At 53.7% G+C, this 23,045-nt stretch carries 23 protein-coding genes; 14 read left to right on the top strand and 9 right to left on the bottom strand.

Annotated features, from left to right (window positions below; genetic code table 11):
- The first annotated feature begins 66 nt into the window (after window positions 1–66).
- Entirely contained in the window at window positions 67–693 is a 627-nt protein-coding gene (locus HEN21_RS05305; protein ID WP_105285322.1) for a lysoplasmalogenase, read from the top strand.
- Window positions 694–766: 73 nt separating this feature from the next.
- The gene (gene zntA / locus HEN21_RS05300; protein WP_176251722.1) at window positions 767–2,965 is read left to right on the top strand and encodes a Zn(II)/Cd(II)/Pb(II) translocating P-type ATPase ZntA; all 2,199 of its coding nucleotides are present in this window, start codon (window positions 767–769) and stop codon (window positions 2,963–2,965) included.
- Between the two features lie 32 nt (window positions 2,966–2,997).
- On the opposite strand, the gene HEN21_RS05295 is transcribed toward zntA, so the two are convergent.
- Both HEN21_RS05295 and tusA read right to left on the bottom strand, forming a co-directional pair.
- Window positions 2,998–3,306 (bottom strand): hypothetical protein, encoded by a 309-nt coding sequence (locus HEN21_RS05295; RefSeq protein ID WP_000323736.1) that lies wholly within the window; start codon window positions 3,304–3,306, stop codon window positions 2,998–3,000.
- Between the two features lie 197 nt (window positions 3,307–3,503).
- Entirely contained in the window at window positions 3,504–3,749 is a 246-nt protein-coding gene (tusA, locus tag HEN21_RS05290) for a sulfurtransferase TusA (protein ID WP_000130621.1), read from the bottom strand.
- Window positions 3,750–3,970: 221 nt separating this feature from the next.
- Here tusA and HEN21_RS05285 point away from each other — a divergent pair, with 221 nt between their 5' ends.
- Both HEN21_RS05285 and dcrB read left to right on the top strand, forming a co-directional pair.
- Window positions 3,971–4,636 carry a 7-cyano-7-deazaguanine/7-aminomethyl-7-deazaguanine transporter gene (locus HEN21_RS05285; protein WP_000991080.1) on the top strand — a complete coding sequence of 222 codons (666 nt, stop codon included), beginning with the start codon at window positions 3,971–3,973 and terminating at the stop codon, window positions 4,634–4,636.
- A 72-nt stretch (window positions 4,637–4,708) separates the two neighbouring features.
- Window positions 4,709–5,266 carry a phage sensitivity protein DcrB gene (dcrB, locus tag HEN21_RS05280; protein WP_001245301.1) on the top strand — a complete coding sequence of 186 codons (558 nt, stop codon included), beginning with the start codon at window positions 4,709–4,711 and terminating at the stop codon, window positions 5,264–5,266.
- A 3-nt stretch (window positions 5,267–5,269) separates the two neighbouring features.
- On the opposite strand, the gene HEN21_RS05275 is transcribed toward dcrB, so the two are convergent.
- Window positions 5,270–6,508, bottom strand: a complete 1,239-nt coding sequence (locus tag HEN21_RS05275) for an MFS transporter (protein WP_105285319.1) — start codon at window positions 6,506–6,508, stop codon at window positions 5,270–5,272.
- A gap of 98 nt (window positions 6,509–6,606) precedes the next feature.
- On the opposite strand from HEN21_RS05275, the gene HEN21_RS05270 reads away from it, so the two are divergent.
- The 8 genes from HEN21_RS05270 to nikR all read left to right on the top strand — a co-directional run bounded on the left by HEN21_RS05270 (window position 6,607) and on the right by nikR (window position 13,731).
- Window positions 6,607–7,656 carry an AI-2E family transporter gene (locus HEN21_RS05270; RefSeq protein ID WP_016158904.1) on the top strand — a complete coding sequence of 350 codons (1,050 nt, stop codon included), beginning with the start codon at window positions 6,607–6,609 and terminating at the stop codon, window positions 7,654–7,656.
- A gap of 54 nt (window positions 7,657–7,710) precedes the next feature.
- Complete coding sequence (gene acpT, locus HEN21_RS05265; protein ID WP_176251721.1) at window positions 7,711–8,298, top strand: 4'-phosphopantetheinyl transferase AcpT; 588 nt, start codon at window positions 7,711–7,713, stop codon at window positions 8,296–8,298.
- A gap of 110 nt (window positions 8,299–8,408) precedes the next feature.
- On the top strand, window positions 8,409–9,983 hold the full coding sequence (gene nikA, locus HEN21_RS05260) for a nickel ABC transporter substrate-binding protein (protein WP_176251720.1): 1,575 nt from the start codon (window positions 8,409–8,411) through the stop codon (window positions 9,981–9,983).
- The gene (gene nikB / locus HEN21_RS05255) at window positions 9,983–10,927 is read left to right on the top strand and encodes a nickel ABC transporter permease subunit NikB (protein WP_000947068.1); all 945 of its coding nucleotides are present in this window, start codon (window positions 9,983–9,985) and stop codon (window positions 10,925–10,927) included. The genes nikA and nikB overlap by 1 nt, the downstream gene beginning before the upstream one ends.
- Entirely contained in the window at window positions 10,924–11,757 is an 834-nt protein-coding gene (nikC, locus tag HEN21_RS05250; RefSeq protein WP_136752917.1) for a nickel ABC transporter permease subunit NikC, read from the top strand. Before nikB ends, nikC begins: the two co-directional genes overlap by 4 nt.
- Complete coding sequence (gene nikD, locus HEN21_RS05245) at window positions 11,757–12,521, top strand: nickel import ATP-binding protein NikD (protein ID WP_105285316.1); 765 nt, start codon at window positions 11,757–11,759, stop codon at window positions 12,519–12,521. The genes nikC and nikD overlap by 1 nt, the downstream gene beginning before the upstream one ends.
- Window positions 12,518–13,324, top strand: coding sequence for a nickel import ATP-binding protein NikE (gene nikE / locus HEN21_RS05240; RefSeq protein ID WP_176251719.1), 807 nt, complete (start codon window positions 12,518–12,520; stop codon window positions 13,322–13,324). The genes nikD and nikE overlap by 4 nt, the downstream gene beginning before the upstream one ends.
- Before the next feature lie 5 nt (window positions 13,325–13,329).
- Entirely contained in the window at window positions 13,330–13,731 is a 402-nt protein-coding gene (nikR, locus tag HEN21_RS05235) for a nickel-responsive transcriptional regulator NikR (RefSeq protein WP_001190062.1), read from the top strand.
- A gap of 8 nt (window positions 13,732–13,739) precedes the next feature.
- Here the strand turns inward: nikR and HEN21_RS05230 are convergent, their stop codons facing one another.
- The 4 genes from HEN21_RS05230 to HEN21_RS22970 all read right to left on the bottom strand — a co-directional run bounded on the left by HEN21_RS05230 (window position 13,740) and on the right by HEN21_RS22970 (window position 18,839).
- The gene (locus tag HEN21_RS05230) at window positions 13,740–14,864 is read right to left on the bottom strand and encodes an ABC transporter permease (RefSeq protein ID WP_105285314.1); all 1,125 of its coding nucleotides are present in this window, start codon (window positions 14,862–14,864) and stop codon (window positions 13,740–13,742) included.
- The gene (gene rbbA, locus HEN21_RS05225; RefSeq protein WP_000149102.1) at window positions 14,864–17,599 is read right to left on the bottom strand and encodes a ribosome-associated ATPase/putative transporter RbbA; all 2,736 of its coding nucleotides are present in this window, start codon (window positions 17,597–17,599) and stop codon (window positions 14,864–14,866) included. The genes HEN21_RS05230 and rbbA overlap by 1 nt, the downstream gene beginning before the upstream one ends.
- Entirely contained in the window at window positions 17,596–18,663 is a 1,068-nt protein-coding gene (locus HEN21_RS05220) for an HlyD family secretion protein (RefSeq protein WP_000357900.1), read from the bottom strand. The genes rbbA and HEN21_RS05220 overlap by 4 nt, the downstream gene beginning before the upstream one ends.
- Before the next feature lie 62 nt (window positions 18,664–18,725).
- Window positions 18,726–18,839 (bottom strand): hypothetical protein, encoded by a 114-nt coding sequence (locus HEN21_RS22970; RefSeq protein ID WP_212976463.1) that lies wholly within the window; start codon window positions 18,837–18,839, stop codon window positions 18,726–18,728.
- A 495-nt stretch (window positions 18,840–19,334) separates the two neighbouring features.
- Between HEN21_RS22970 and HEN21_RS05215 the strand changes: the two genes are divergently transcribed.
- Window positions 19,335–20,387 (top strand): DUF2776 family protein, encoded by a 1,053-nt coding sequence (locus HEN21_RS05215; protein WP_176251761.1) that lies wholly within the window; start codon window positions 19,335–19,337, stop codon window positions 20,385–20,387.
- A 42-nt stretch (window positions 20,388–20,429) separates the two neighbouring features.
- Here the strand turns inward: HEN21_RS05215 and HEN21_RS05210 are convergent, their stop codons facing one another.
- Window positions 20,430–20,726, bottom strand: coding sequence for an ArsR/SmtB family transcription factor (locus HEN21_RS05210; RefSeq protein ID WP_000418114.1), 297 nt, complete (start codon window positions 20,724–20,726; stop codon window positions 20,430–20,432).
- Window positions 20,727–20,831: 105 nt separating this feature from the next.
- On the opposite strand from HEN21_RS05210, the gene HEN21_RS05205 reads away from it, so the two are divergent.
- Window positions 20,832–21,830: a permease gene (locus HEN21_RS05205; RefSeq protein WP_176251718.1), complete on the top strand. Its 999-nt coding sequence runs from the start codon at window positions 20,832–20,834 to the stop codon at window positions 21,828–21,830.
- 103 nt (window positions 21,831–21,933) lie between these two features.
- Here the strand turns inward: HEN21_RS05205 and HEN21_RS05200 are convergent, their stop codons facing one another.
- On the bottom strand, window positions 21,934–23,031 hold the full coding sequence (locus tag HEN21_RS05200) for an alkene reductase (protein WP_105285998.1): 1,098 nt from the start codon (window positions 23,029–23,031) through the stop codon (window positions 21,934–21,936).
- Window positions 23,032–23,045: the final 14 nt, after the last annotated feature.

Here is a 23,045-nt window from a genome sequence, read left to right as displayed (position 1 = left end):
ACTAAACTGATTAGCAAGACCGTAGGCATTCCGCTTACGAAAAAATAACGAATTCAAGGAACTAAGATGCTTTGGTCGTTTATCGCTGTCTGTCTTTCCGCATGGCTATCTGTGGATGCATCGTACCGTGGGCCAACCTGGCAACGCTGGGTATTTAAACCGTTAACCCTTCTGCTACTGCTGTTGCTGGCCTGGCAAGCGCCAATGTTCGATGCCATTAGCTATCTGGTGCTGGCGGGGCTGTGTGCCTCACTGCTGGGCGATGCGTTAACCCTGTTACCACGCCAGCGTCTGATGTACGCTATCGGTGCGTTTTTCCTCTCACACTTGCTGTATACCATCTATTTCGCCAGCCAGATGACGCTCTCCTTTTTCTGGCCGTTGCCGCTGGTACTGCTGGTTCTGGGCGCGCTATTGCTGGCCATTATCTGGACGCGTCTCGAAGAGTTCCGTTGGCCTGTCTGTACTTTTATCGGTATGACGCTGGTGATGGTGTGGCTGGCAGGTGAACTGTGGTTCTTCCGCCCGACTGCTCCGGCACTCTCTGCCTTTATGGGCGCTGCACTGCTGTTTATCAGTAACTTTGTCTGGCTGGGTAGCCACTATCGCCGACGCTTCCGTGCGGATAACGCCATTGCTGCGGCTTGCTACTTTGCAGGACACTTCCTCATCGTCCGCTCGCTGTATCTCTGATAAAACTTGACTCTGGAGTCGACTCCAGAGTGTATCCTTCGGTTAATGAGAAAAAACTTAACCGGAGGATGCCATGTCGACTCCCGACAATCACGGCAAAAAAGCCCCTCAATTTGCCGCGTTCAAACCGCTAACCACGGCACAGAACGCCAACGACTGTTGCTGCGACGGTGCATGTTCCAGCACGCCAACACTCTCTGAAAACGTCTCCGGCACCCGCTATAGCTGGAAAGTCAGCGGCATGGACTGCGCCGCCTGTGCGCGCAAGGTAGAAAATGCCGTGCGTCAGCTTGCAGGCGTGAATCAGGTACAGGTGTTGTTCGCTACCGAAAAACTGGTAGTGGATGCCGACAATGACATCCGTGCGCAAATTGAATCGGCGGTGCAAAAAGCGGGCTATTCCCTGCGCGATGAGCAGGCCGCTGAAGAACCACAAGCATCACGCCTGAAAGAAAACCTGCCGCTGATTACGCTTATTGTGATGATGGCAATCAGTTGGGGGCTGGAGCAATTTAATCATCCGTTCGGGCAACTGGCGTTTATCGCGACCACGCTGGTTGGGCTGTACCCGATTGCTCGTCAGGCATTACGGCTGATCAAGTCCGGCAGTTATTTTGCCATTGAAACGTTAATGAGCGTGGCCGCTATTGGCGCACTGTTTATTGGCGCAACGGCTGAAGCTGCGATGGTGTTATTGCTGTTTCTGATTGGCGAACGACTGGAAGGATGGGCCGCCAGCCGCGCACGTCAGGGCGTCAGCGCGTTAATGGCGCTGAAACCGGAAACCGCCACGCGCCTGCGTAACGGTGAGCGGGAAGAGGTGGCGATTAACAGCCTACGGCCTGGCGATGTGATTGAAGTTGCGGCGGGTGGACGTTTGCCTGCTGACGGTAAACTGCTCTCGCCGTTTGCCAGTTTTGATGAAAGCGCCCTGACCGGCGAATCCATCCCTGTGGAACGCGCGACAGGCGATAAAGTCCCGGCAGGCGCCACCAGCGTTGACCGTCTGGTGACGCTGGAAGTGTTGTCAGAACCGGGTGCCAGCGCCATTGATCGTATTCTGAAACTGATTGAAGAGGCCGAAGAGCGCCGCGCACCGATTGAGCGTTTTATTGACCGTTTCAGCCGTATCTACACGCCGGCAATTATGGCCGTCGCCCTGCTGGTGACGCTGGTGCCACCGCTGCTATTTGCCGCAAGCTGGCAGGAGTGGATTTATAAAGGGCTGACGCTGCTGCTGATTGGTTGCCCGTGTGCGTTAGTTATCTCCACGCCTGCGGCGATTACCTCCGGGCTGGCAGCGGCGGCGCGTCGTGGAGCGTTAATTAAAGGCGGCGCGGCGCTGGAACAGCTAGGTCGCGTTACCCAGGTGGCGTTTGATAAAACCGGTACGCTGACCGTCGGTAAACCGCGCGTTACCGCGATTCATCCGGCAACAGGTATTAGCGAATCTGAACTGCTGGCGCTGGCGGCGGCGGTCGAGCAAGGCGCGACGCATCCACTGGCGCAAGCCATCGTTCGTGAAGCGCAGGTTGCTGCACTCGCCATACCTGCCGCAGAGTCACAGCGGGCGCTGGTCGGCTCTGGCATTGAAGCGCAGGTCAACGGAGAGCGGGTGCTGATATGCGCTGCCGGGAAACATCCTGCCGATGCATTTACTGGTTTGATTAATGAACTGGAAAGCGCCGGACAAACGGTAGTGCTGGTAGTCCGTAACGATGAAGTGCTTGGTGTCATTGCGTTGCAGGATACCCTGCGCACCGATGCCGCTACTGCCATCAGTGAACTGAACACCCTGGGCGTCAAAGGGGTGATCCTCACCGGCGATAATCCGCGTGCAGCGGCAGCCATTGCCGGTGAACTGGGGCTGGAATTTAAAGCAGGATTACTGCCGGAAGATAAAGTCAAAGCGGTGACGGAGTTGAATCAACATGCGCCGCTGGCGATGGTCGGCGACGGCATTAACGACGCGCCAGCGATGAAAGCTGCCGCCATCGGGATTGCTATGGGCAGCGGCACAGACGTGGCGCTGGAAACCGCCGACGCGGCGTTAACGCATAACCACCTGCGCGGTCTGGTACAAATGATTGAGCTGGCACGCGCGACTCACGCTAATATCCGCCAGAACATCACCATTGCGCTGGGGCTGAAAGGGATCTTCCTCGTCACCACGCTGTTAGGTATGACCGGCCTGTGGCTGGCGGTGCTGGCAGATACAGGTGCGACGGTGCTGGTGACGGCGAATGCGTTAAGGCTGTTGCGCAGGAAGTAACGGTGTTGCCTGATAGCCTCTGGCTATCAGGCTTAGTGCTGGGCCGGGAACGGTGGCATGGTCAGGAAAGCGTAATATAGCGCCAACATCAGAATGATGGAGATAACACTGAATGTAACAACCAGGCGGGATGCTAATGATGGTCTTTTGAACATCATCCACAGTGCATAAGCAAACCCGACACCGTTAAGTAAAGGTAAAAAAATCATTAGCCAGAGCCAACCCCAGCCAAATAACCCCAGCCATCCCACCGCAACGATAAAAACAGGGAGCAGCCAATTGGGGGTGAATATCGCGAGTAATCCCAGCAATGCCAGACAAACTGGAATTAAATAAGCCATTTTTGCATTCCTTTGCATTCCATAACGCTGGCAATCATTGCCCTTAACATGCCCACATGCCGGATGCGGCGTGAACGCCTTATCCGTCCTACAAGCCGATCACAACATTGAGCGCGTTCGATGCAAAAAAGGTTACAGACCGTATCAACGTAGGCCTGATAAGATGCGCCAGCGTCGCATCAGGCTGAAAAGCCCCATCAACCACCTTTACGAATCAAATAGCGATAAGGCAGCCCATCCGTCTCTTTGGCGACCAGTTCGTGTTCCATAAAGGTACAAAACCCAGGAATATCGCGGGTCGTTGCCGGATCATCAGCAATAATCAGCAACGTTTCACCTGGCTGCATATTGCGCACTGTTTTGCGCACCATCATTACTGGTTCCGGGCAGCGCAGGCCAAGAGCGTCAAGAGTGTGGTCAGGGCTGGAAAAGAGATCGGTCATTTTCTTCTCACCATATAAAAAAACGGCGCTAGTTTACGCTCTGTACGTCCGTTAGCAAACAAGGTTAACGATTGCGTGAAAATTAACCATTGCATTGTCAACATAAAGCAGTATCATGCGGCGGCTCGAAAAAAGGGTAAGCACGTTACTATCTCACTATAAAATAGCGTGTCGTACGTATTGGGTTCCCTCACCCCAATGGCTAATCAAAAAGGTACAATATGAACGCTTTCTCACAAACGCAACGCTATAAAGCGTTGTTCTGGTTATCGTTATTTCACCTGCTGGTGATCACCTCCAGTAACTATCTGGTACAGCTTCCAGTCTCCATTTTTGGTTTTCATACCACCTGGGGCGCGTTTAGCTTTCCGTTTATTTTTCTTGCTACCGACCTGACCGTGCGTATTTTTGGCGCGCCGCTGGCTCGTCGCATCATCTTTGCGGTAATGATCCCCGCGTTGCTGATCTCCTACGTCATCTCATCACTGTTTTATATGGGTTCATGGCAGGGATTCGGCGCTCTCGCCCACTTCAACCTGTTTGTCGCCCGTATCGCTACCGCCAGCTTTATGGCCTACGCGCTGGGGCAGATCCTCGACGTGCATGTCTTTAACCGCTTGCGTCAGAGTCGTCACTGGTGGCTGGCACCGACGGCTTCCACACTGTTTGGTAACGTCAGCGATACGCTGGCCTTCTTCTTCATTGCTTTCTGGCGCAGCCCGGATGCCTTTATGGCTGAGCACTGGATGGAAATCGCGCTGGTTGATTACTGTTTCAAAGTGTTAATCAGCATCGTTTTCTTCCTGCCAATGTATGGCGTATTACTCAATATGCTATTGAAAAGACTGGCAGATAAATCCGAAATCAACGCTTTGCAGGCCAGTTAAAGGTTCGTTATCAGAGTTGTGATAAGATGGACGAATGAGCCGTTATGGCCGTTTATCGAAAGGAAGAAGTCAATGCGCAATCTGGTTAAATATGTCGGAATTGGCCTGCTGGTTATGGGGCTTGCGGCCTGTGATGATAAAGACACTAACGCTACGGCGCAGGGTTCGGTCGCAGAAAGTAACGCTACCGTGAATCCCGTCAACCTGCTTGATGGCAAGTTAAGTTTCTCGCTGCCAGCGGATATGACCGACCAGAGCGGTAAGCTGGGAACGCAGGCCAATAACATGCACGTCTGGTCCGACGCCACCGGGCAGAAAGCAGTCATCGTCATCATGGGCGACGACCCGAAAGAAGATCTGGCTGTGCTGGCGAAACGTCTGGAAGATCAGCAACGTAGCCGCGATCCGCAACTGCAAGTGGTGACCAACAAATCTATTGAGCTGAAAGGTCACAAAATGCAGCAGTTAGACAGCATTATCTCCGCGAAAGGCCAGACGGCGTACTCTTCCGTCATTCTGGGTAACGTGGGTAATCAACTGCTGACCATGCAAATCACGCTGCCTGCTGACGATCAGCAAAAAGCGCAAACCACCGCAGAAAACATCATTAATACGCTGGTTATTCAGTAAGTTTTAAGATGATGAGACGGTCTCCGGTACTTCCACCGGAGGCCGTTTTTTTAATCGCCACGTCAGCAATAACGCGATTGCTACCAGCCCCGCCGCTGCCAGATAAATCACCGGCACTCCAGCCCAGCTCATCACCAGCCCAGCCAGTGGTCCGGTCACGCCCAGCGATAAATCCATAAACACAGTGTATGTTGCCAGCGCCGCCCCCTGATTCTGCTGCGGAACTGCTTTTACGGCCACCACGCCCAGTGCCGGAAACACCAGCGAAAACCCAGCGCCAGCCAGCAAGACGCCGATTTTCGCCATCCACGGTACGGTGGCTACGCCAACCAATAGCAGGCCGATTATCTCAACGCTAAAGCAGATCATCGCCACGTTTAAGCCGCCGATACGATTAATGCCGTTAGGGAATAACAGTCGCGTACCGACAAACGCACAGCTAAACAGCGTCAGCGCGAAAGCCGCGCCGTCCCAGCCCTTAGCATCATAAAACAGTGTGATAAAGGTGGCGATGACGCCAAACCCGGCGGAAGCCAGTGCCAGCACCATACCGTACAGCCAGACGCGCCCAAGCACCGCGCGAAACGGCAGTGGCTTGCCTTTGCTGGCTTTCACCGACGGACGCGGGAGCGCCAGCAGAATCGCCACCAGCGCCACGCCCATAATGATTAATGCCAGCGTCTGCAATCCTCCCCAGTGATAAAACAGCACGCCCAACGGCGCGCCCATCGCCATCGCCCCGTAAGTGACAATGCCGTTCCACGAAATCACCCGCCCGATATGCAGTGAGCCAACCACACCAACGCCCCACAGTGTCGATCCGGTTCCGGCAAAACTTTGCCCAATGCCGAGGATCACGCGCCCCAGGCACAGTAATAACAGGCTGATGACGGGCAGACTGGCGGTTAATCCTGCGGTCAGATAACCCAGCCCGCTCAAAAAACAGCCGCACAAACCGAAGACGACTATCTTTTTTGGCCCCAGCAAATCAGCATAACGCCCGGCATGTGGGCGACTCAGCAAGGTGGCGAAATATTGCAGGCTGATAACCAGCCCCGCCCAGAAGGCACTATATCCCATCACATCATGGACATAGCCCGGCAATACGGCGAGCGGCAACCCGATGGTGAGGTAGCTGGCGAAGTTAAACATGACAATGGAGACAATGCGCAGATTAAGGCGCAATCCATTTAGCGCGGGTTCGGGCATGGGGATCACCACATTTTTACAACAGTGTTTCATTTTTACCACGGGCTGGTGTGGAAATCAGCAGTAAGAATCAGAATATTGCTGGCGTGACTCCCGCTACACTTAATACAAAAAGTCACAAGGAAGCCCCAATGGAAACCCCTCAACCGGATAAAACAGGAATGCATATACTGCTCAAGTTGGCCTCGCTGGTGGTGATCCTCGCCGGCATTCACGCAGCGGCAGATATCATTGTGCAACTGTTACTGGCGCTCTTTTTCGCCATCGTCCTCAACCCGCTGGTCACCTGGTTTATACGTCGTGGAGTACAACGTCCCGTTGCCATTACCATTGTAGTGGTGGTGATGCTGATAGCACTTACTGCGCTGGTCGGCGTACTGGCGGCATCGTTTAACGAATTTATCTCTATGCTGCCGAAATTTAATAAGGAACTGACCCGTAAGCTCTTTAAATTACAAGAGATGTTACCGTTTCTTAATCTGCATATGTCGCCGGAACGAATGCTCCAGCGGATGGATTCGGAAAAAGTTGTCGCCTTCACCACTGCGCTGATGACCGGGCTTTCCGGCGCAATGGCGAGCGTGCTTTTGCTGGTGATGACCGTAGTTTTTATGCTTTTTGAAGTGCGCCACGTGCCTTACAAAATGCGTTTTGCGCTAAATAACCCACAGATTCACATCGCCGGACTACACCGCGCCTTAAAAGGTGTTTCGCACTATCTTGCATTGAAGACGCTGCTCAGTTTATGGACAGGCGTCATCGTCTGGCTGGGGCTGGCGCTAATGGGCGTACAGTTTGCGCTGATGTGGGCGGTACTGGCATTTTTGCTCAACTACGTTCCCAATATTGGCGCGGTGATCTCCGCCGTGCCGCCAATGATTCAGGTGTTGCTGTTTAATGGCGTTTACGAATGTATTCTGGTTGGCGCACTGTTTTTAGTTGTCCATATGGTCATCGGCAATATTTTAGAGCCACGGATGATGGGGCATCGACTGGGGATGTCCACCATGGTGGTGTTTCTGTCGTTGTTGGTTTGGGGATGGTTACTCGGTCCGGTTGGTATGCTGCTTTCGGTGCCATTAACCAGCGTCTGTAAAATCTGGATGGAAACCACCAAAGGCGGCAGCAAACTAGCGATTTTACTGGGACCGGGACGACCGAAAAGTCGGTTACCGGGATGAGGCGACAAGTGATACGATACGCACTTTCCTTTTCCATTAAACGTTGGCCCTGATATGTATCGGATAGTTCTGGGGAAAGTTTCGACCTTAAGCACAGCTCCACTGCCACCGGCTTTACGCGAGCAAGCACCGCAAGGTCCACGACGCGAACGCTGGCTGGCGGGGCGTGCATTGCTTTCGCACACGCTTTCCCCGCTACCGGAGATCATCTATGGCGAACAAGGCAAACCGGCATTCGCGCCGGAAACGCCGCTATGGTTCAACTTAAGCCATAGCGGTGACAATATCGCCCTGCTGTTGAGCGATGAAGGCGAAGTCGGCTGCGATATCGAAGTGATTCGCCCGCGCGCCAACTGGCGCTGGCTGGCGAACGCCGTGTTCAGCCTCGGGGAACACGCTGAGATGGACGCCGTGCATCCCGATCAGCAACTAGAAATGTTCTGGCGCATCTGGACGCGCAAAGAAGCCATCGTTAAACAACGTGGTGGCAGCGCCTGGCAAATCGTCAGCGTAGACAGCACCTATCACTCCTCGCTGTCAGTCAGCCATTGTCAGCTAGAAAATTTAAGTCTGGCGATCTGCACCCCTACCCCCTTTACGCTCTCCGCCGACAGTGTGCAATGGATCGATTCAGTTAACTGATCCGCCCACCCGACTGCCCATCTATTGATCCAGAACAGGTAATCAGTATGACGAATACTTAAAATCGTCATACTTATTTCCGCCATCTATTTTAATCCATTGGGGTTACCATGCTCTCCACACTCCGCCGCACTCTATTTGCGCTGCTGGCTTGTGCGTCTTTTATCGTCCATGCCGCTGCACCAGATGAAATCACCACCGCCTGGCCGGTGAATGTCGGGCCACTAAACCCGCACCTTTACACGCCTAACCAGATGTTCGCCCAGAGCATGGTTTATGAACCGCTGGTGAAATATCAGGCAGACGGTTCGGTGATCCCGTGGCTGGCAAAAAGCTGGACTCATTCAGAAGATGGTAAAACCTGGACCTTCACCCTGCGTGATGACGTGAAATTCTCCAACGGTGAACCGTTCGATGCCGAGGCGGCGGCAGAAAACTTCCGCGTAGTGCTCGATAACCGTCAACGTCACGCCTGGCTGGAGCTGGCAAACCAGATTGTTGATGTTAAAGCACTCAGTAAAACGGAGCTGCAAATCACCCTGAAAAGCGCCTACTATCCTTTCCTGCAAGAACTGGCCCTGCCCCGTCCTTTCCGCTTTATCGCCCCCTCGCAGTTTAAAAACCATGAAACCATGAACGGAATTAAAGCACCGATTGGCACCGGACCGTGGGTTTTGCAGGAATCGAAACTGAATCAGTACGATGTCTTCGTCCGTAACGAAAACTACTGGGGCGAAAAGCCGGCGATTAAAAAGATCACCTTTAACGTGATCCCGGACCCGACTACCCGCGCGGTGGCGTTTGAAACTGGCGATATCGACCTGCTGTACGGAAACGAAGGGTTATTACCGCTCGATACCTTCGCCCGCTTTAGCCAGAATCCGGCTTACCATACCCAACTGTCACAGCCGATCGAAACCGTGATGCTGGCGCTTAATACTGCCAAAGCCCCCACCAACGAGCTGGCAGTGCGGGAAGCTCTCAATTACGCGGTAAACAAAAAATCGCTGATTGATAATGCGTTGTATGGCACTCAGCAGGTCGCCGACACCCTGTTTGCCCCTTCCGTGCCCTACGCTAATCTCGGCCTGAAGCCGCGCCAGTACGATCCACAGAAAGCGAAAGAATTGCTGGAAAAAGCCGGTTGGACGTTGCCTGCGGGAAAAGACATCCGCGAGAAAAATGGCCAGCCGCTGCACATTGAACTTTCGTTCATCGGCACCGATGCGTTAAGTAAATCGATGGCGGAAATCATTCAGGCTGATATGCGCCAGATCGGCGCAGATGTCTCGCTGATTGGCGAAGAAGAGAGCAGTATCTATGCTCGTCAGCGCGATGGTCGTTTTGGCATGATTTTCCACCGCACCTGGGGCGCGCCTTACGATCCACACGCCTTCCTGAGTTCAATGCGCGTACCGTCACACGCTGACTTCCAGGCACAGCAAGGATTAGCCGACAAACCGCTGATTGATAAAGAGATCGGCGAAGTGCTGGCGACCCATGACGAAACGCAACGTCAGGCGCTGTATCGCGACATTCTGACCCGTCTGCATGACGAGGCGGTTTACCTGCCTATCAGCTACATCTCAATGATGGTGGTATCGAAACCGGAACTGGGCAACATCCCCTACGCGCCGATCGCCACCGAAATTCCGTTCGAACAGATTAAACCGGTGAAACCTTAATGTTGCGTTACGTATTACGCCGCTTTCTGCTGCTGATCCCGATGGTGCTCGCCGCCTCGGTGATCATTTTTCTGATGCTGCGCCTCGGTACCGGCGACCCGGCGCTCGATTATTTGCGTCTGTCTAACCTGCCGCCGACGCCGGAGATGCTGGCCTCTACCCGCACCATGCTGGGACTGGATCAGCCGCTGTACGTCCAGTACGGCACCTGGTTGTGGAAGGCGCTGCATCTTGACTTTGGTATCTCATTCGCCAGCCAACGCCCGGTACTCGACGATATGCTGAACTTCCTGCCCGCCACGCTGGAACTGGCGGGCGCGGCGCTGGTGTTAATTCTGCTCACTTCCGTACCGCTCGGTATCTGGGCGGCGCGCCATCGCGACCGTCTGCCGGATTTCGCCGTACGTTTCATCGCGTTTCTTGGCGTCTCAATGCCTAACTTCTGGCTGGCGTTTTTACTGGTGATGGCGTTTTCGGTGTATCTGCAATGGCTACCCGCGATGGGTTACGGCGGCTGGCAGCACATCATTTTGCCTGCGGTTTCCATCGCCTTTATGTCGCTGGCGATTAACGCGCGGCTGCTGCGCGCCAGTATGCTGGACGTCGCCGGTCAGCGTCACGTCACCTGGGCGCGGCTGCGCGGTTTGAACGACAAACAGACCGAACGCCGTCACATCCTGCGCAATGCCTCGCTGCCGATGATCACCGCCGTGGGGATGCACATCGGCGAACTGATCGGCGGGACGATGATTATCGAAAACATCTTTGCCTGGCCGGGCGTCGGGCGCTATGCGGTATCGGCGATTTTCAACCGTGACTATCCGGTGATTCAATGCTTTACGCTGATGATGGTGGTGGTTTTTGTGGTCTGTAATTTGATTGTCGATTTGCTCAACGCCGCGCTGGACCCGCGCATTCGTCGTCATGAAGGAGCGCACGCGTGAACTTTTTCCTCTCTTCCCGCTGGTCGGTACGCCTGGCGCTGATCATTATCGCCCTGCTGGCGCTGATTGCGCTCACCAGCCAGTGGTGGCTGCCGTATGACCCACAGGCGATTGATCTGCCGTCGCGCCTGCTCTCGCCGGATGCGCAGCACTGGCTGGGCACCGATCACTTAGGGCGTGATATTTTCTCGCGGCTGATGGCGGCGATCCGCGTGTCGCTCGGCTCGGTAATGGCCTGCCTGCTGCTGGTGCTGACATTAGGGCTGGTCATTGGCGGTAGTGCGGGGCTGATTGGCGGGCGTGTCGATCAGGCCACCATGCGCGTCGCCGATATGTTTATGACCTTCCCGACCTCGATTCTGTCGTTCTTTATGGTTGGCGTGCTCGGCACCGGGTTGACCAACGTCATTATCGCCATCGCCCTGTCACACTGGGCGTGGTACGCGCGTATGGTGCGCAGCCTTGTGATTTCGCTGCGCCAGCGCGAGTTTGTGCTGGCATCACGGCTTTCTGGCGCGGGCCATGTGCGGGTGTTTGTTGATCATCTGGCAGGCGCGGTGATCCCCTCGCTGCTGGTGCTGGCGACGCTGGATATCGGCCATATGATGCTGCACGTCGCGGGGATGTCCTTCCTCGGCCTCGGCGTGACCGCTCCGACCGCCGAATGGGGCGTGATGATTAACGACGCGCGTCAGTATATCTGGACTCAGCCGCTGCAAATGTTCTGGCCGGGGCTGGCGCTGTTTATCAGCGTGATGGCCTTTAACCTGGTGGGTGACGCACTGCGCGATCATCTGGATCCTCATCTGGTGACGGAGCACGCACACTAATGCCGCAACAGATTGAACTACGTAATATCGCGCTACAGGCCGCGCAGCCGCTGGTGCACGGCGTATCGTTAACCCTTAAACGCGGGCGTGTGCTGGCGTTAGTCGGCGGTAGCGGCAGCGGGAAATCACTGACCTGCGCCGCGACGCTGGGCATTCTGCCCGCTGGCGTTCGCCAGACGGCGGGGGAAATTTTAGCCGATGGCAAACCGGTTTCGCCTTGCGCCCTGCGCGGCATCAAAATTGCCACCATCATGCAGAACCCGCGCAGCGCCTTTAATCCGCTACACACCATGCAGACCCACGCGCGGGAAACCTGTCTGGCGCTGGGGAAACCCGCCGATGACGCCACGCTTACCGCTGCCATAGAAGCGGTGGGGCTGGAAAACGCCGCGCGTGTATTGAAGCTGTACCCGTTCGAGATGAGCGGCGGCATGTTGCAGCGCATGATGATTGCGATGGCGGTGCTGTGTGAATCACCGTTTATCATCGCCGATGAACCGACCACCGACCTCGACGTGGTAGCACAGGCACGCATCCTCGATCTGCTGGAAAGCATTATGCAAAAACAAGCGCCGGGAATGCTGCTGGTCACCCATGATATGGGCGTGGTGGCGCGTCTGGCAGATGACGTGGCGGTGATGTCACACGGTAAGATTGTCGAACAGGGCGATGTAGAAACGCTGTTTAACGCCCCCAAACATACGGTGACGCGCAGCCTGGTTTCCGCTCATCTCGCCCTCTACGGTATGGAGCTGGCATCATGACTTTACTTAACGTCTCCGACCTTTCCCATCACTATGCCCACGGTGGATTTAGCGGAAAACATCAACATCAGACGGTGCTGAATAACGTTTCCCTGACCCTGAAAAGCGGTGAAACCGTCGCCCTGCTGGGACGCAGCGGCTGCGGAAAAAGCACCCTCGCGCGGCTACTGGTAGGCTTAGAATTGCCCTCACAAGGGAATATTAGCTGGCGCGGCGAACCGCTGACGAAACTCAATCGCGCCCAGCGTAAAGCGTTCCGCCGCGATATTCAGATGGTATTTCAGGACTCCATCAGCGCCGTGAATCCGCGCAAAACCGTGCGCGAGATCCTGCGTGAACCGATGCGCCACCTGCTATCACTGAAAAAATCCGAACAACTGGCGCGCGCCAGCGAAATGCTGAAGGCGGTCGATCTCGATGACAGCGTGCTCGACAAACGCCCACCGCAGTTAAGCGGCGGCCAGCTCCAGCGCGTCTGCCTGGCTCGCGCGCTGGCGGTCGAACCGAAACTGCTGATTCTGGATGAAGCGGTTTCTAACCTTGATCTCGTATTACAGGCGGGCGTCATTCGCCTGCTGAAAAAGCTACAACAACAGTTTGGCACCGCCTGCCTGTTCATCACCCACGACTTACGCCTGGTGGAACGCTTCTGTCAGCGAGTGATGGTGATGGACAACGGACAAATCGTCGAAACCCAGGTGGTGGGAGATAAATTAACCTTTTCCTCTGACGCCGGACGTGTGCTACAAAACGCGGTATTACCCGCATTCCCCGTGCGCCGTCGCACCACAGAAAAGGTTTAACGCAAATGCAACGAGTCACCATCACGCTTGATGACGATTTACTGGAGACGCTGGACAGCCTGAGCCAGCGTCGTGGTTATAACAACCGTTCCGAAGCTATCCGCGATATTCTGCGTAGCGCCCTGGCGCAGGAAGCTACCCAGCAGCACGGCACACAAGGTTTCGCGGTGCTGTCGTATGTGTATGAACACGAAAAACGCGACTTAGCCAGCCGTATTGTCTCCACCCAGCATCATCACCACGATCTCTCGGTCGCCACGCTGCATGTGCACATTAATCACGACGACTGTCTGGAAATCGCCGTTCTGAAAGGAGACATGGGCGACGTACAACATTTTGCCGATGACGTTATCGCCCAGCGCGGCGTGCGGCACGGGCATTTACAGTGCCTGCCGAAGGAAGATTAACCCCGTAATCACGCCATTGTCCCAATCGTCTTCCTGAATCGCAGCAGCGCGATGGTGAAAAACGCGCCGCCGATTGCCATCAGCGTAAGGAACTGCGGCCAGACGATTTCGAATCCGGCACCACGGTAGAGAATGGCTTGCGCGAGGCTAACAAAGTGTGTCGTCGGCATGGTCAACATAATGTCCTGCACCATCTGCGGCATACTTTCGCGTGGCGTGGAACCACCGGAAAGCATTTGTAGCGGCAGCAGCACCAGAATCACCAGCAGCCCCAGTTGCGGCATTGAACGCGCGATCGTCCCCATAAAAATGCCGATTGACGTGGTGGCAAACAGACTGAGCGCCACGCCCAGCATAAACAGCGGGATCGAGCCTTCAATCGGTACACCCAGTACGCCTTTCACCATCAGCACCAGCGATAATCCCGACACCACCAGCACCACCAGCCCCATCGACCAGACCTTTGCCATCATGATCTCAAACGGCGTTATCGGCATCACCAGTAAGTGTTCCACCGTGCCGTGTTCACGCTCGCGGATCAGCGCCGATCCGGTCAGCACAATCGCCAGCATGGTAATGTTGTTGATGATCGCCATCACCCCGCCAAACCACGCGGGATCGAGATTCGGGTTAAAGCGCATCCGGGTTTCCAACGATACCAACGGTTCGCTGTTATCACGGTAGCGCGCGACAAAGCTGTTCACTTCACTGTTGATAATATTCTGGATATACCCGTTGCCGGTAAATGCCTGGCTCATGCGCGTGGCATCGACGTTCACCTGAATATCCGGCTGGCGTCCGGCGAGGACATCACGCTGAAAATTAGGCGGAATATTTATCGCGAAGGTATAGCGCCCGGCGTCCAGCCCGGCATCCATCTCATCGGAGGTGATCATCTCCGGCGGCAAAAACCACGGGCGGTAGAAGCTGTTAACGATCCGGTTCGACAACTGCGATTGATCCATATCGGCAATGGCGATCGGTGCGAGATTCAACGATCCTGGCGTAACGGTTGCCGACGAGTACACCGACACCGTAAACGAGAAAACAATCAGCGTCAGCATCGCTTTATCACCGAGCAGACTGCGCAACTCTTTGATACCCAGATTAAAAATATTGCGTAAATGGCGCATCATCCCTCCTGTTTTTTCAGCAGCAGGATGCTTAAGCCCATCACCAGCGGTATGGCTATCAGCAACGGGATAAAAAGTTGCCATAAGTCCGTCAGATCCAGCGCCTTCGAAAACGTCCCGCGCGCGATAGTCAGAAAATGACTGGTGGGGTAAACCTCGCCGATCCAACGCCCCGGCCCTTCCAGCGATGCCACCGGATCGATCATCCCGGAAAACTGCGTCGCCGGAATCAACGTGATAATCGCCGTACCGAAAATGGCGGCAATCTGGCTTTTCATAAAGGTGGAGATCAGCAGCCCCATTCCGGTGGCGATGATGATATACAGCAGCGCCGCCAGGGTGAGCGTCATGAAGCTGCCTTTATGCGGCACGCCAAACACAAACACTGACAGGGCGCAGAGCAGGAAAAAGTTCAGCATCCCCAGCGCGATGTACGGCAGCTGTTTGCCAAGCAAAAACTCGCTACGGGTGGTGGGGGTCACGTAAAGGTTGATAATCGACCCTAGCTCTTTTTCCCGCACCACGCTAAGGGCGCTTAGCATTGACGGGATCATCATCAGCAGAAGCGGGATCACCGCCGGAACAATCGCTGGCAGGCTTTTTACGTCCGGGTTATAGCGATAACGCGTCTCAATATTCATCAGCCCGCTTTGGCTGGCGGGCGTGGATTGTCGGCTCGCTACATCCTGTAACCAGCTCTGGTGCATAGCCTGCACGTAGCCTTTTACCGTTTCGGCGCGGCTCGGCATCGCACCATCGATCCAGACACCGAGTTCCACGGGTGTACCACGCGCGATATCGCGCCCGAAATTGGGTGGGATCTCAATTGCCACCGTGATATCGCCCGCACGCATCCGGCGATCCAGCTCGTCATAACTGGTGAGCGGTGGTTGTTCGATAAAGTAACGGGAACCGGAGAGATTGAGCGTCCACGCCTGGCTACTGACGGTCTGGTCGCGATCGAGCACCGCAAAGCGCAGGTTTTCCACATCCATACTGATGCCGTAACCCATTATCAGCATCAGGATCACTGTTCCCATCAGCGCCAGCGTCGAACGCACCGGATCGCGGCGCAATTCCAGTGCTTCGCGGCGGCTGTAGCTAAACAGACGGCGCAGGCTAAATCCCTGACGCGGGGCGTGGGTGGTGTCGTGTATCACGGGCGGCGCTTCGGCTTCGTTGCTCTGCCCTGCCGCCTCCTGCAAACAGGCGATAAATGCCTCTTCCAGACTGGCGGCTCCACGTTCCTCAACCAGCTCCTGTGGCGTGCCGCTGGCGAGCACTTTTCCGGCGTGCATCAGTGAGATACGGTCGCAGCGTTCCGCTTCGTTCATAAAGTGGGTGGAGATGAAAATAGTCACTTTGTCCTGGCGCGAGAGATCGACCATCAACTGCCAGAACATATCCCTCGCCACCGGATCGACGCCAGAAGTAGGCTCATCGAGGATTAACATCTCCGGGCGATGAATCACCGCTACCGCCAGTGAAAGCCGCTGACGAATGCCGAGCGGCAATGACTCAGGCAGCACATCTTCGACGTCGTTGAGCTTAAAACGCTCGCTCATTTCAGCAACTCGCGCGGGAATTTCCGCTTCCGGGATGTGAAACAAACGAGCATGTAACTCAAGGTTTTGCCGCACGGTGAGTTCGTTATAGAGCGAAAACGCCTGCGACATATAGCCCACCCGACGACGGGTATCGATATCTTTTGGATCAACCGGTTGCCCAAACAGCCACGCCTCACCTTCGCTGGCGGGCAGCAGTCCGGTAAGCATTTTCATAGTGGTGGATTTACCGCAGCCGTTCGAACCGAGGAAACCAAAAATCTCCCCGCGTGGAATGCGGAAATTGACGTGATCAACGGCAACGAAGGAACCAAAACGCATGGTCAGATCGCGCGCTTCGATGGCAATCTCTGCGTTTTCAGGTTGATACGGTGGGATCACTACCGCCTGATGCGCCTGGCGTTGCGCTTGCGGTAACAGATTAATAAATGCTTCTTCCAGCGTGGCGCTTTGTGTTTGCTGACGCAGTTCTTCGGCGCTACCGGTCGCCAGCACTTCTCCGGCATTCATCGCTACCAGCCAGTCGAAGCGTTCGGCCTCTTCCATGTAGGCGGTGGCGACCAGCACGCTCATATTGCTCTGCCGCTGGCGAATACTGTCGATCAGATCCCAGAACTGGGCGCGGGAGAGCGGGTCAACCCCCGTTGTTGGCTCATCAAGGATCAACAGTTCCGGGTCGTGGATTAACGCGCAGCACAGCCCAAGTTTTTGCTTCATCCCGCCGGAGAGTTTACCTGCCGGACGATCGCGAAACGGTGCTAACCCGGTGCTGGTCAGCAACTCATTAATTCGGACTTCCCGCTCCGCTTTATCGTGACCGAACAGGCGAGCGAAAAAATCGACATTTTCATACACCGATAAGGTGTGGTAGAGATTTTTGCCCAGCCCCTGCGGCATCCAGGCGATGCGCGGGCAGACGTCGCGGCGATGCTTCGGGTCGCGCATATCGCCGCCCAGCACGATCACATTGCCCTGCTCAATGACGCGGGCACCGGAAATCAATGACAACAAGCTCGACTTCCCGACGCCGTCCGGGCCAATCAGCCCGACCATGCAACGGGCCGGAATATCGAGAGTAATATTGTTCAGCGCAACGGTTTTTCCATAATGCTGGCTCACGCCCGCCAGTTGCGCGACAGGCGGGACGGGAACCAGTTCCAGATGCGTCATTGCGGCAACCTCACCACGAGGTCGTCAGGCCACGGAAGTTCTTCATTCACCCGCACCCACGCTACGCCCGGCAAACCAGTTTTGACATATTCCAGATGCTGCTGGAGTAATTCCGGTGGGATACGCGCTTTGACACGGAACATCAGTTTCAGCCGTTCATCGCTGGTTTCGACGGTTTTTGGCGTGAACTGGGCGACGCTGGCGACAAAACTGATGGTCGCAGGAATACGCAAATCTGGCGCGGCATCGAGGATCAGCCGTGCTTCGCCGCCAAGTTTCAGCGTGCCCGCCTGTTCGGTTGGCAGGAAGAAGGTCATATAAACGTCGCTCAGATCGACCATATTCAGCACCCGACCGCCTGCCGCCAGCACTTCGCCTGGCTCAGCAACCCGATACTGCACGCGTCCATCGCGCGGGGCTTTTAGTTCACTATCGTCGATATCTGCCGCAATACGCCGTTCAGTGGCTTGCGCAGCTTCTACACGAGTTTGTGCCTGAATGATATTGGTACGTGCCGCTTCAATAGCGGCTTTAGAAGCCGAAACCTGGGCTTTTGCCGATTCCAGCGCAGCACGGGCGCTTTCAGCGGCGGCGCGGTCATCATCCAGTTGTTGCGCAGAAATAGCCCCACTATGGGCGAGCGAGCGGGAACGCGTATGACGTTTGGCTACGGAGTCCAGTTCAGCCTGGCGTTGATTAACCAGCGACTGTGCGGCACGAGTTTCACTTTGCCGCTGTTCCAGCAAAGCCTGCGCGGCGGCAACGGCACTTTGCGCCTCTTTGATTTGCGCGATGGCTTCCAGTCGCTGCTCCTGCAACACACGAGTGTCCATCTTCGCCAGCACTTCGCCTTCGCGGACAAACTGCCCCTCTTTCACCAGAATGGTGTCGATACGCCCGGCGATTTTACTGGCGATATCCACTTCCGTCGCTTCAATGCGACCATTACTGACGGCAAAGCCCTCCGGTACACCTGCCGGACGCAATAACCACCACGCCAGGACGGCCGCAACCGCCAGTAACCCGACAACCCACCACGCCAGATGGCGCTTAATCTTATCCATAATCGACCCGCCATAATCCCTGTAATTAAACGACGCGTGTTACAGCAGCCGCCGAACGATGTTCAGCGAATTCTTCCATCCGGGATGAGAAGGAAACGGCATATACGACCAGGGCGCCGCAAGATGAGCGCCAACGGGGAAGGCTTAGTGAAAACGGGTAGTAATGTTGTCATCATCAGCATTCCTGGCCGTAAATGAAACACGCATACTCATAATTGAAATCAATTAAATACTAACAGTTATATTCATGTTGTCTATTTGATTACAATCAGCTTGTGATACATCACGATGTTCTACATTTAGATTACGTTTTTAACCCAAAATATCCTTAACAGGAACGGTGACTATCACACAGCGTTATTATTCTCTTGTGTACAAATATCTTAACGAAAGGTAATAGGGTATTTTTGCGAAAAGAGGGTGGATGAGAAAAAGCAGCATTTTAAGCGACGATGAAAAATAAGGAAAAGATATTAATTCAGAATTAGCTGTAGGATAAATATTTATTTGCCAGCATTAACTCGCCTATAAAATTCAATACTCAGAACAATAAATCCGGTTATAGTAAAGTTACTTTTTACAATTAGTGGTATCTCATTGTTATATTTAAGTGACTAAAAATACTACTTACACGCTTTCTGACATTAGCGGAAACGTATATGGAGATTGAAATGAACATATATATCGGATGGTTGTTTAAATTAATCCCTTTGATAATGGGTATAATATGCATCGCGTTAGGTGATTTTGTATTAGCAGGTTCAGGGCAAAGTGAATATTTCGTTGCAGGACATGTTTTAATTTCTCTTTCTGCAATATGCCTGGCGTTGTTCACTACAGCATTTATTATCATCTCTCAGTTAAATCATGGTGTGAATAAATTCTACAACACGCTATTTCCTATTATTGGTTATGCAGGTTCCGTTGCAACGATGATTTGGGGATGGTCTCTGCTGGCAAGCGATAATGTGATGGCGGATGAATTTGTAGCCGGGCACGTTATTTTTGGTGTTGGGATGATTGCCGCCTGCGTATCAACCGTCGCGGCATCTTCCGGGCATTTTCTGCTCATCCCGAAAAACTCAGCAGGTAGTAAAAGCGATGGAACTCCGCTTCAGGCTTATTCTTCGTTTATTGGTAATTGCTTAATTGCCGTGCCACTACTTCTGACTCTCTTTGGTTTCCTCTGGTCAGTTACTCTTTTGCGTAGTGCAGATATTACAGCGCATTATGTTGCAGGCCATGTACTCCTGGGGCTAACGGCAATTTGCGCTTGTCTTATTGGTCTGGTCGCCACCATTGTTCATCAAACGCGGAATACATTCTCAGAGAAAGAACATTGGCTCTGGTGTTATTGGGTTATTTTGCTCGGCTCACTTACCGTTATTCAGGGCATCTACGTATTAATCAGTTCAGATGCAAGCGCCCGTCTGGCACCCGGCATTATTCTCATTTGTCTGGGAATGATCTGCTACAGTATTTTCTCCAAAGTGTGGTTGCTGGCGTTGGTCTGGAGACGCACCTGTTCGTTAACCAACAGAATACCAATGATACCGGTATTTACCTGTCTGTTTTGCCTGTTCCTCGCGGCGTTCCTTGCTGAAATTGCGCAAATCGATATGGCTTACTTTATTCCCTCGCGGGTTCTGGTAGGCTTGGGTGCAGTATGTTTTACGCTGTTTTCAATCGTTTCTATATTAGAAGCGGGTTCTGCGAAAAAATAATGGCTCTCGCCGGGTTGTGGTTATGCTACAGCCCGGCGAATATTAATACTTCCCGTTATTCACGCAGCACTCTTCACGCAGAAAACTAATAATTCCTTCCAGAACATCATATTGCGAGACACACATCAACGTGCGACTTTCGCGGTTTTGCTTAACCAGACCAACGGATACCAGCGCCGAGATATGGTGGCTTAAGGTCGATGCGGGGATCGCAAGTTCCTTCTGTAACTCGCCTACCGGCATCCCGCGCTCTCCCGCTTTGACCAGATGACGAAAAATAAACAAACGGGTCGGATGACCTAATTCTTTCAGTGCCTTAGCGACATCTTCCAGTTCCATAAGTAGTTTCTCCGGTTAATTGATATTTCGATAATACCAGAAATATCTTGCTCATCGCTCATTATTTCGATAATTTTAGAAATATAGTTTTATAGAGGGTATAAAATGTTTGAATGGTTACCAGGGCTGCGCGACGCCGCCGGGATGTTCCTGTTCTTAGCCGTAGAGCTATCGTTACTTTTTCTTCTTATCAGTGCTGGTGTCAGCGTAATCCGTCAGAAAATCCCGGATCATAAGATCCAGAAAATGATGGGTGCGCGTAAAGGGCGCGGTTATTTGCTGGCAGCAATGTTAGGTGCAGTGACTCCGTTTTGCAGTTGCTCAACCATTCCCATGCTTCGCGGTCTTCTTTCTGCAAAAGCGGGATTTGGCCCAACGCTCACCTTTTTGTTTGTTTCACCATTACTCAACCCGATTATCGTCGGGCTAATGTGGGCAACATTTGGCTGGAAGGTAACGTTGCTGTACGCCGTTATTGCGTGCGGTGTTTCGCTGAGCGCCAGTTTGTTACTGGATTTTGTTGGCTTCGAACGATACGTCATACCGGCGAAGGGGAGCAACGCGAGCTGCTGCAAACCGGTGTCCGATAAACCCGTTATTAACTTGCGCTCCTCGACGTTTACGCCGCAAACCACATCTTGCTGTACCGCAAAACCTGCTGTTAATTGCTGTAGTGCAGCCAAAACGGCTCCCCCCAGCCTGCTGAATCAGGCAATAAAGGATGCATGGCTGCAATTTAAAGAAGTGCTACCCTATCTGTTAATTGGGGTGCTAATTGGCTCATTTATTTACGGCTTTATTCCAGCGCAATGGATTGCAGCACATGCCGGAACGGATAATCCACTGGCCATCCCCTTGAGCGCGGTTATAGGTATCCCGCTCTATATACGTGCAGAGGCCGTAATTCCCCTCGCCTCGGTATTAATGACCAAAGGCATGGGGATGGGAGCTGTAATGGCACTCATCATCGGTAGCGCGGGTGCCAGCTTAACAGAAGTTATTTTGCTGAAATCGATATTTCGCACGCCGATGATTATTGCCTTTCTGATGGTAATTTTAGGAATGGCAGTGGTCATGGGATATGTAACGCAAGCGTTATTCTGAGGCTGTAGCGTTAAAAAAGTTTCAATATTTGACATGAAAATAATGCCACTAAAAACACAACAAATTGATATGTAACGATATCTACATGTGACAAAAAACAAATTCAGAGAACCGGATAATCCAGATATCCATCTTTACCGCCGCCAAAGAATTTCTCTTTGATGGGCGCATTCAGCGGTAAATCGTTTTCCAGACGATGCGGAAGATCCGGGTTGGCAATAAACGGACGACCAAAACCAATCAGATCAGCCCAGCCGTTAGCCAGCGCCTCTTCGGCGCGCGCTTTGGTGTATTTACCGGAGTAAATCAGCGTGCCGTGGAAAATTATGCGCAGCGCTTCTTTAAAGGCCGCAGGCATCACCGGCGCATCTTCCCAGTCGGCTTCGGCAATATGGATATAGGCAATCCCCAGCTCGTTCAGTACGCTTGCCGCCGCGAGGTAGGTCGCTTCCGGCGTATCGTCTCTGGAGCCCATCAGCGTAGTCAGCGGCGCGAGACGAATTCCTACACGCTCTTTACCAATCGCCGAAGAGACAGCTTCCACCACCTCTTTCATAAAGCGCAGACGATTTTGCAGCGAGCCGCCGTATTCGTCATCACGCAGGTTGGCCTGCGAGTCAATGAACTGGTTAATGAGATAGCCGTTCGCGCCGTGCAACTCAATACCGTCAAAGCCAGCGGCAATCGCATTACGCGCCGCCTGTGCATAGTCATCAACGATTGACGGGATCTCTTCCAGCGTCAGTGCACGTGGCATGTCATGCTGAACCATCTCGCCAACGCCGTTCTCCGGACCACGGCCTTCCACATCGACAAACACTTTTACCCCTTCGGCCTGAATCGCCGAAGAGGACACCGGTGCGGCGCCGTTCGGTTGCAGCACGGTATGAGACACGCGACCGACGTGCCACAGCTGAGCAAAAATTTTACCACCTGCGTGATGTACCGCATCGGTCACTTTTTTCCAGCCAGCAATCTGCGCCTCAGAATAAATACCCGGCGTCCAGGCATAACCCTGCCCCTGCTGGCTGATTTGCGTACCTTCGCTGATGATAAGTCCAGCACTGGCACGCTGCGCGTAATAGTCCGCCATCATGTCAGTCGCAACGTCACCCGCACCGGCGCGGGAACGCGTCATCGGTGGCATTACAATACGGTTTTTTAATGGCAACGCATTCAGCGCATATTTAGCAAATAACATAATGGGTTCCTCGC

This window comes from Escherichia sp. 93.1518, assembly GCF_013368915.2.
GTDB classification, from domain to species: Bacteria; Pseudomonadota; Gammaproteobacteria; order Enterobacterales; family Enterobacteriaceae; genus Escherichia; species Escherichia ruysiae.
This window is presented reverse-complemented; position numbering and strand designations above follow the sequence as displayed.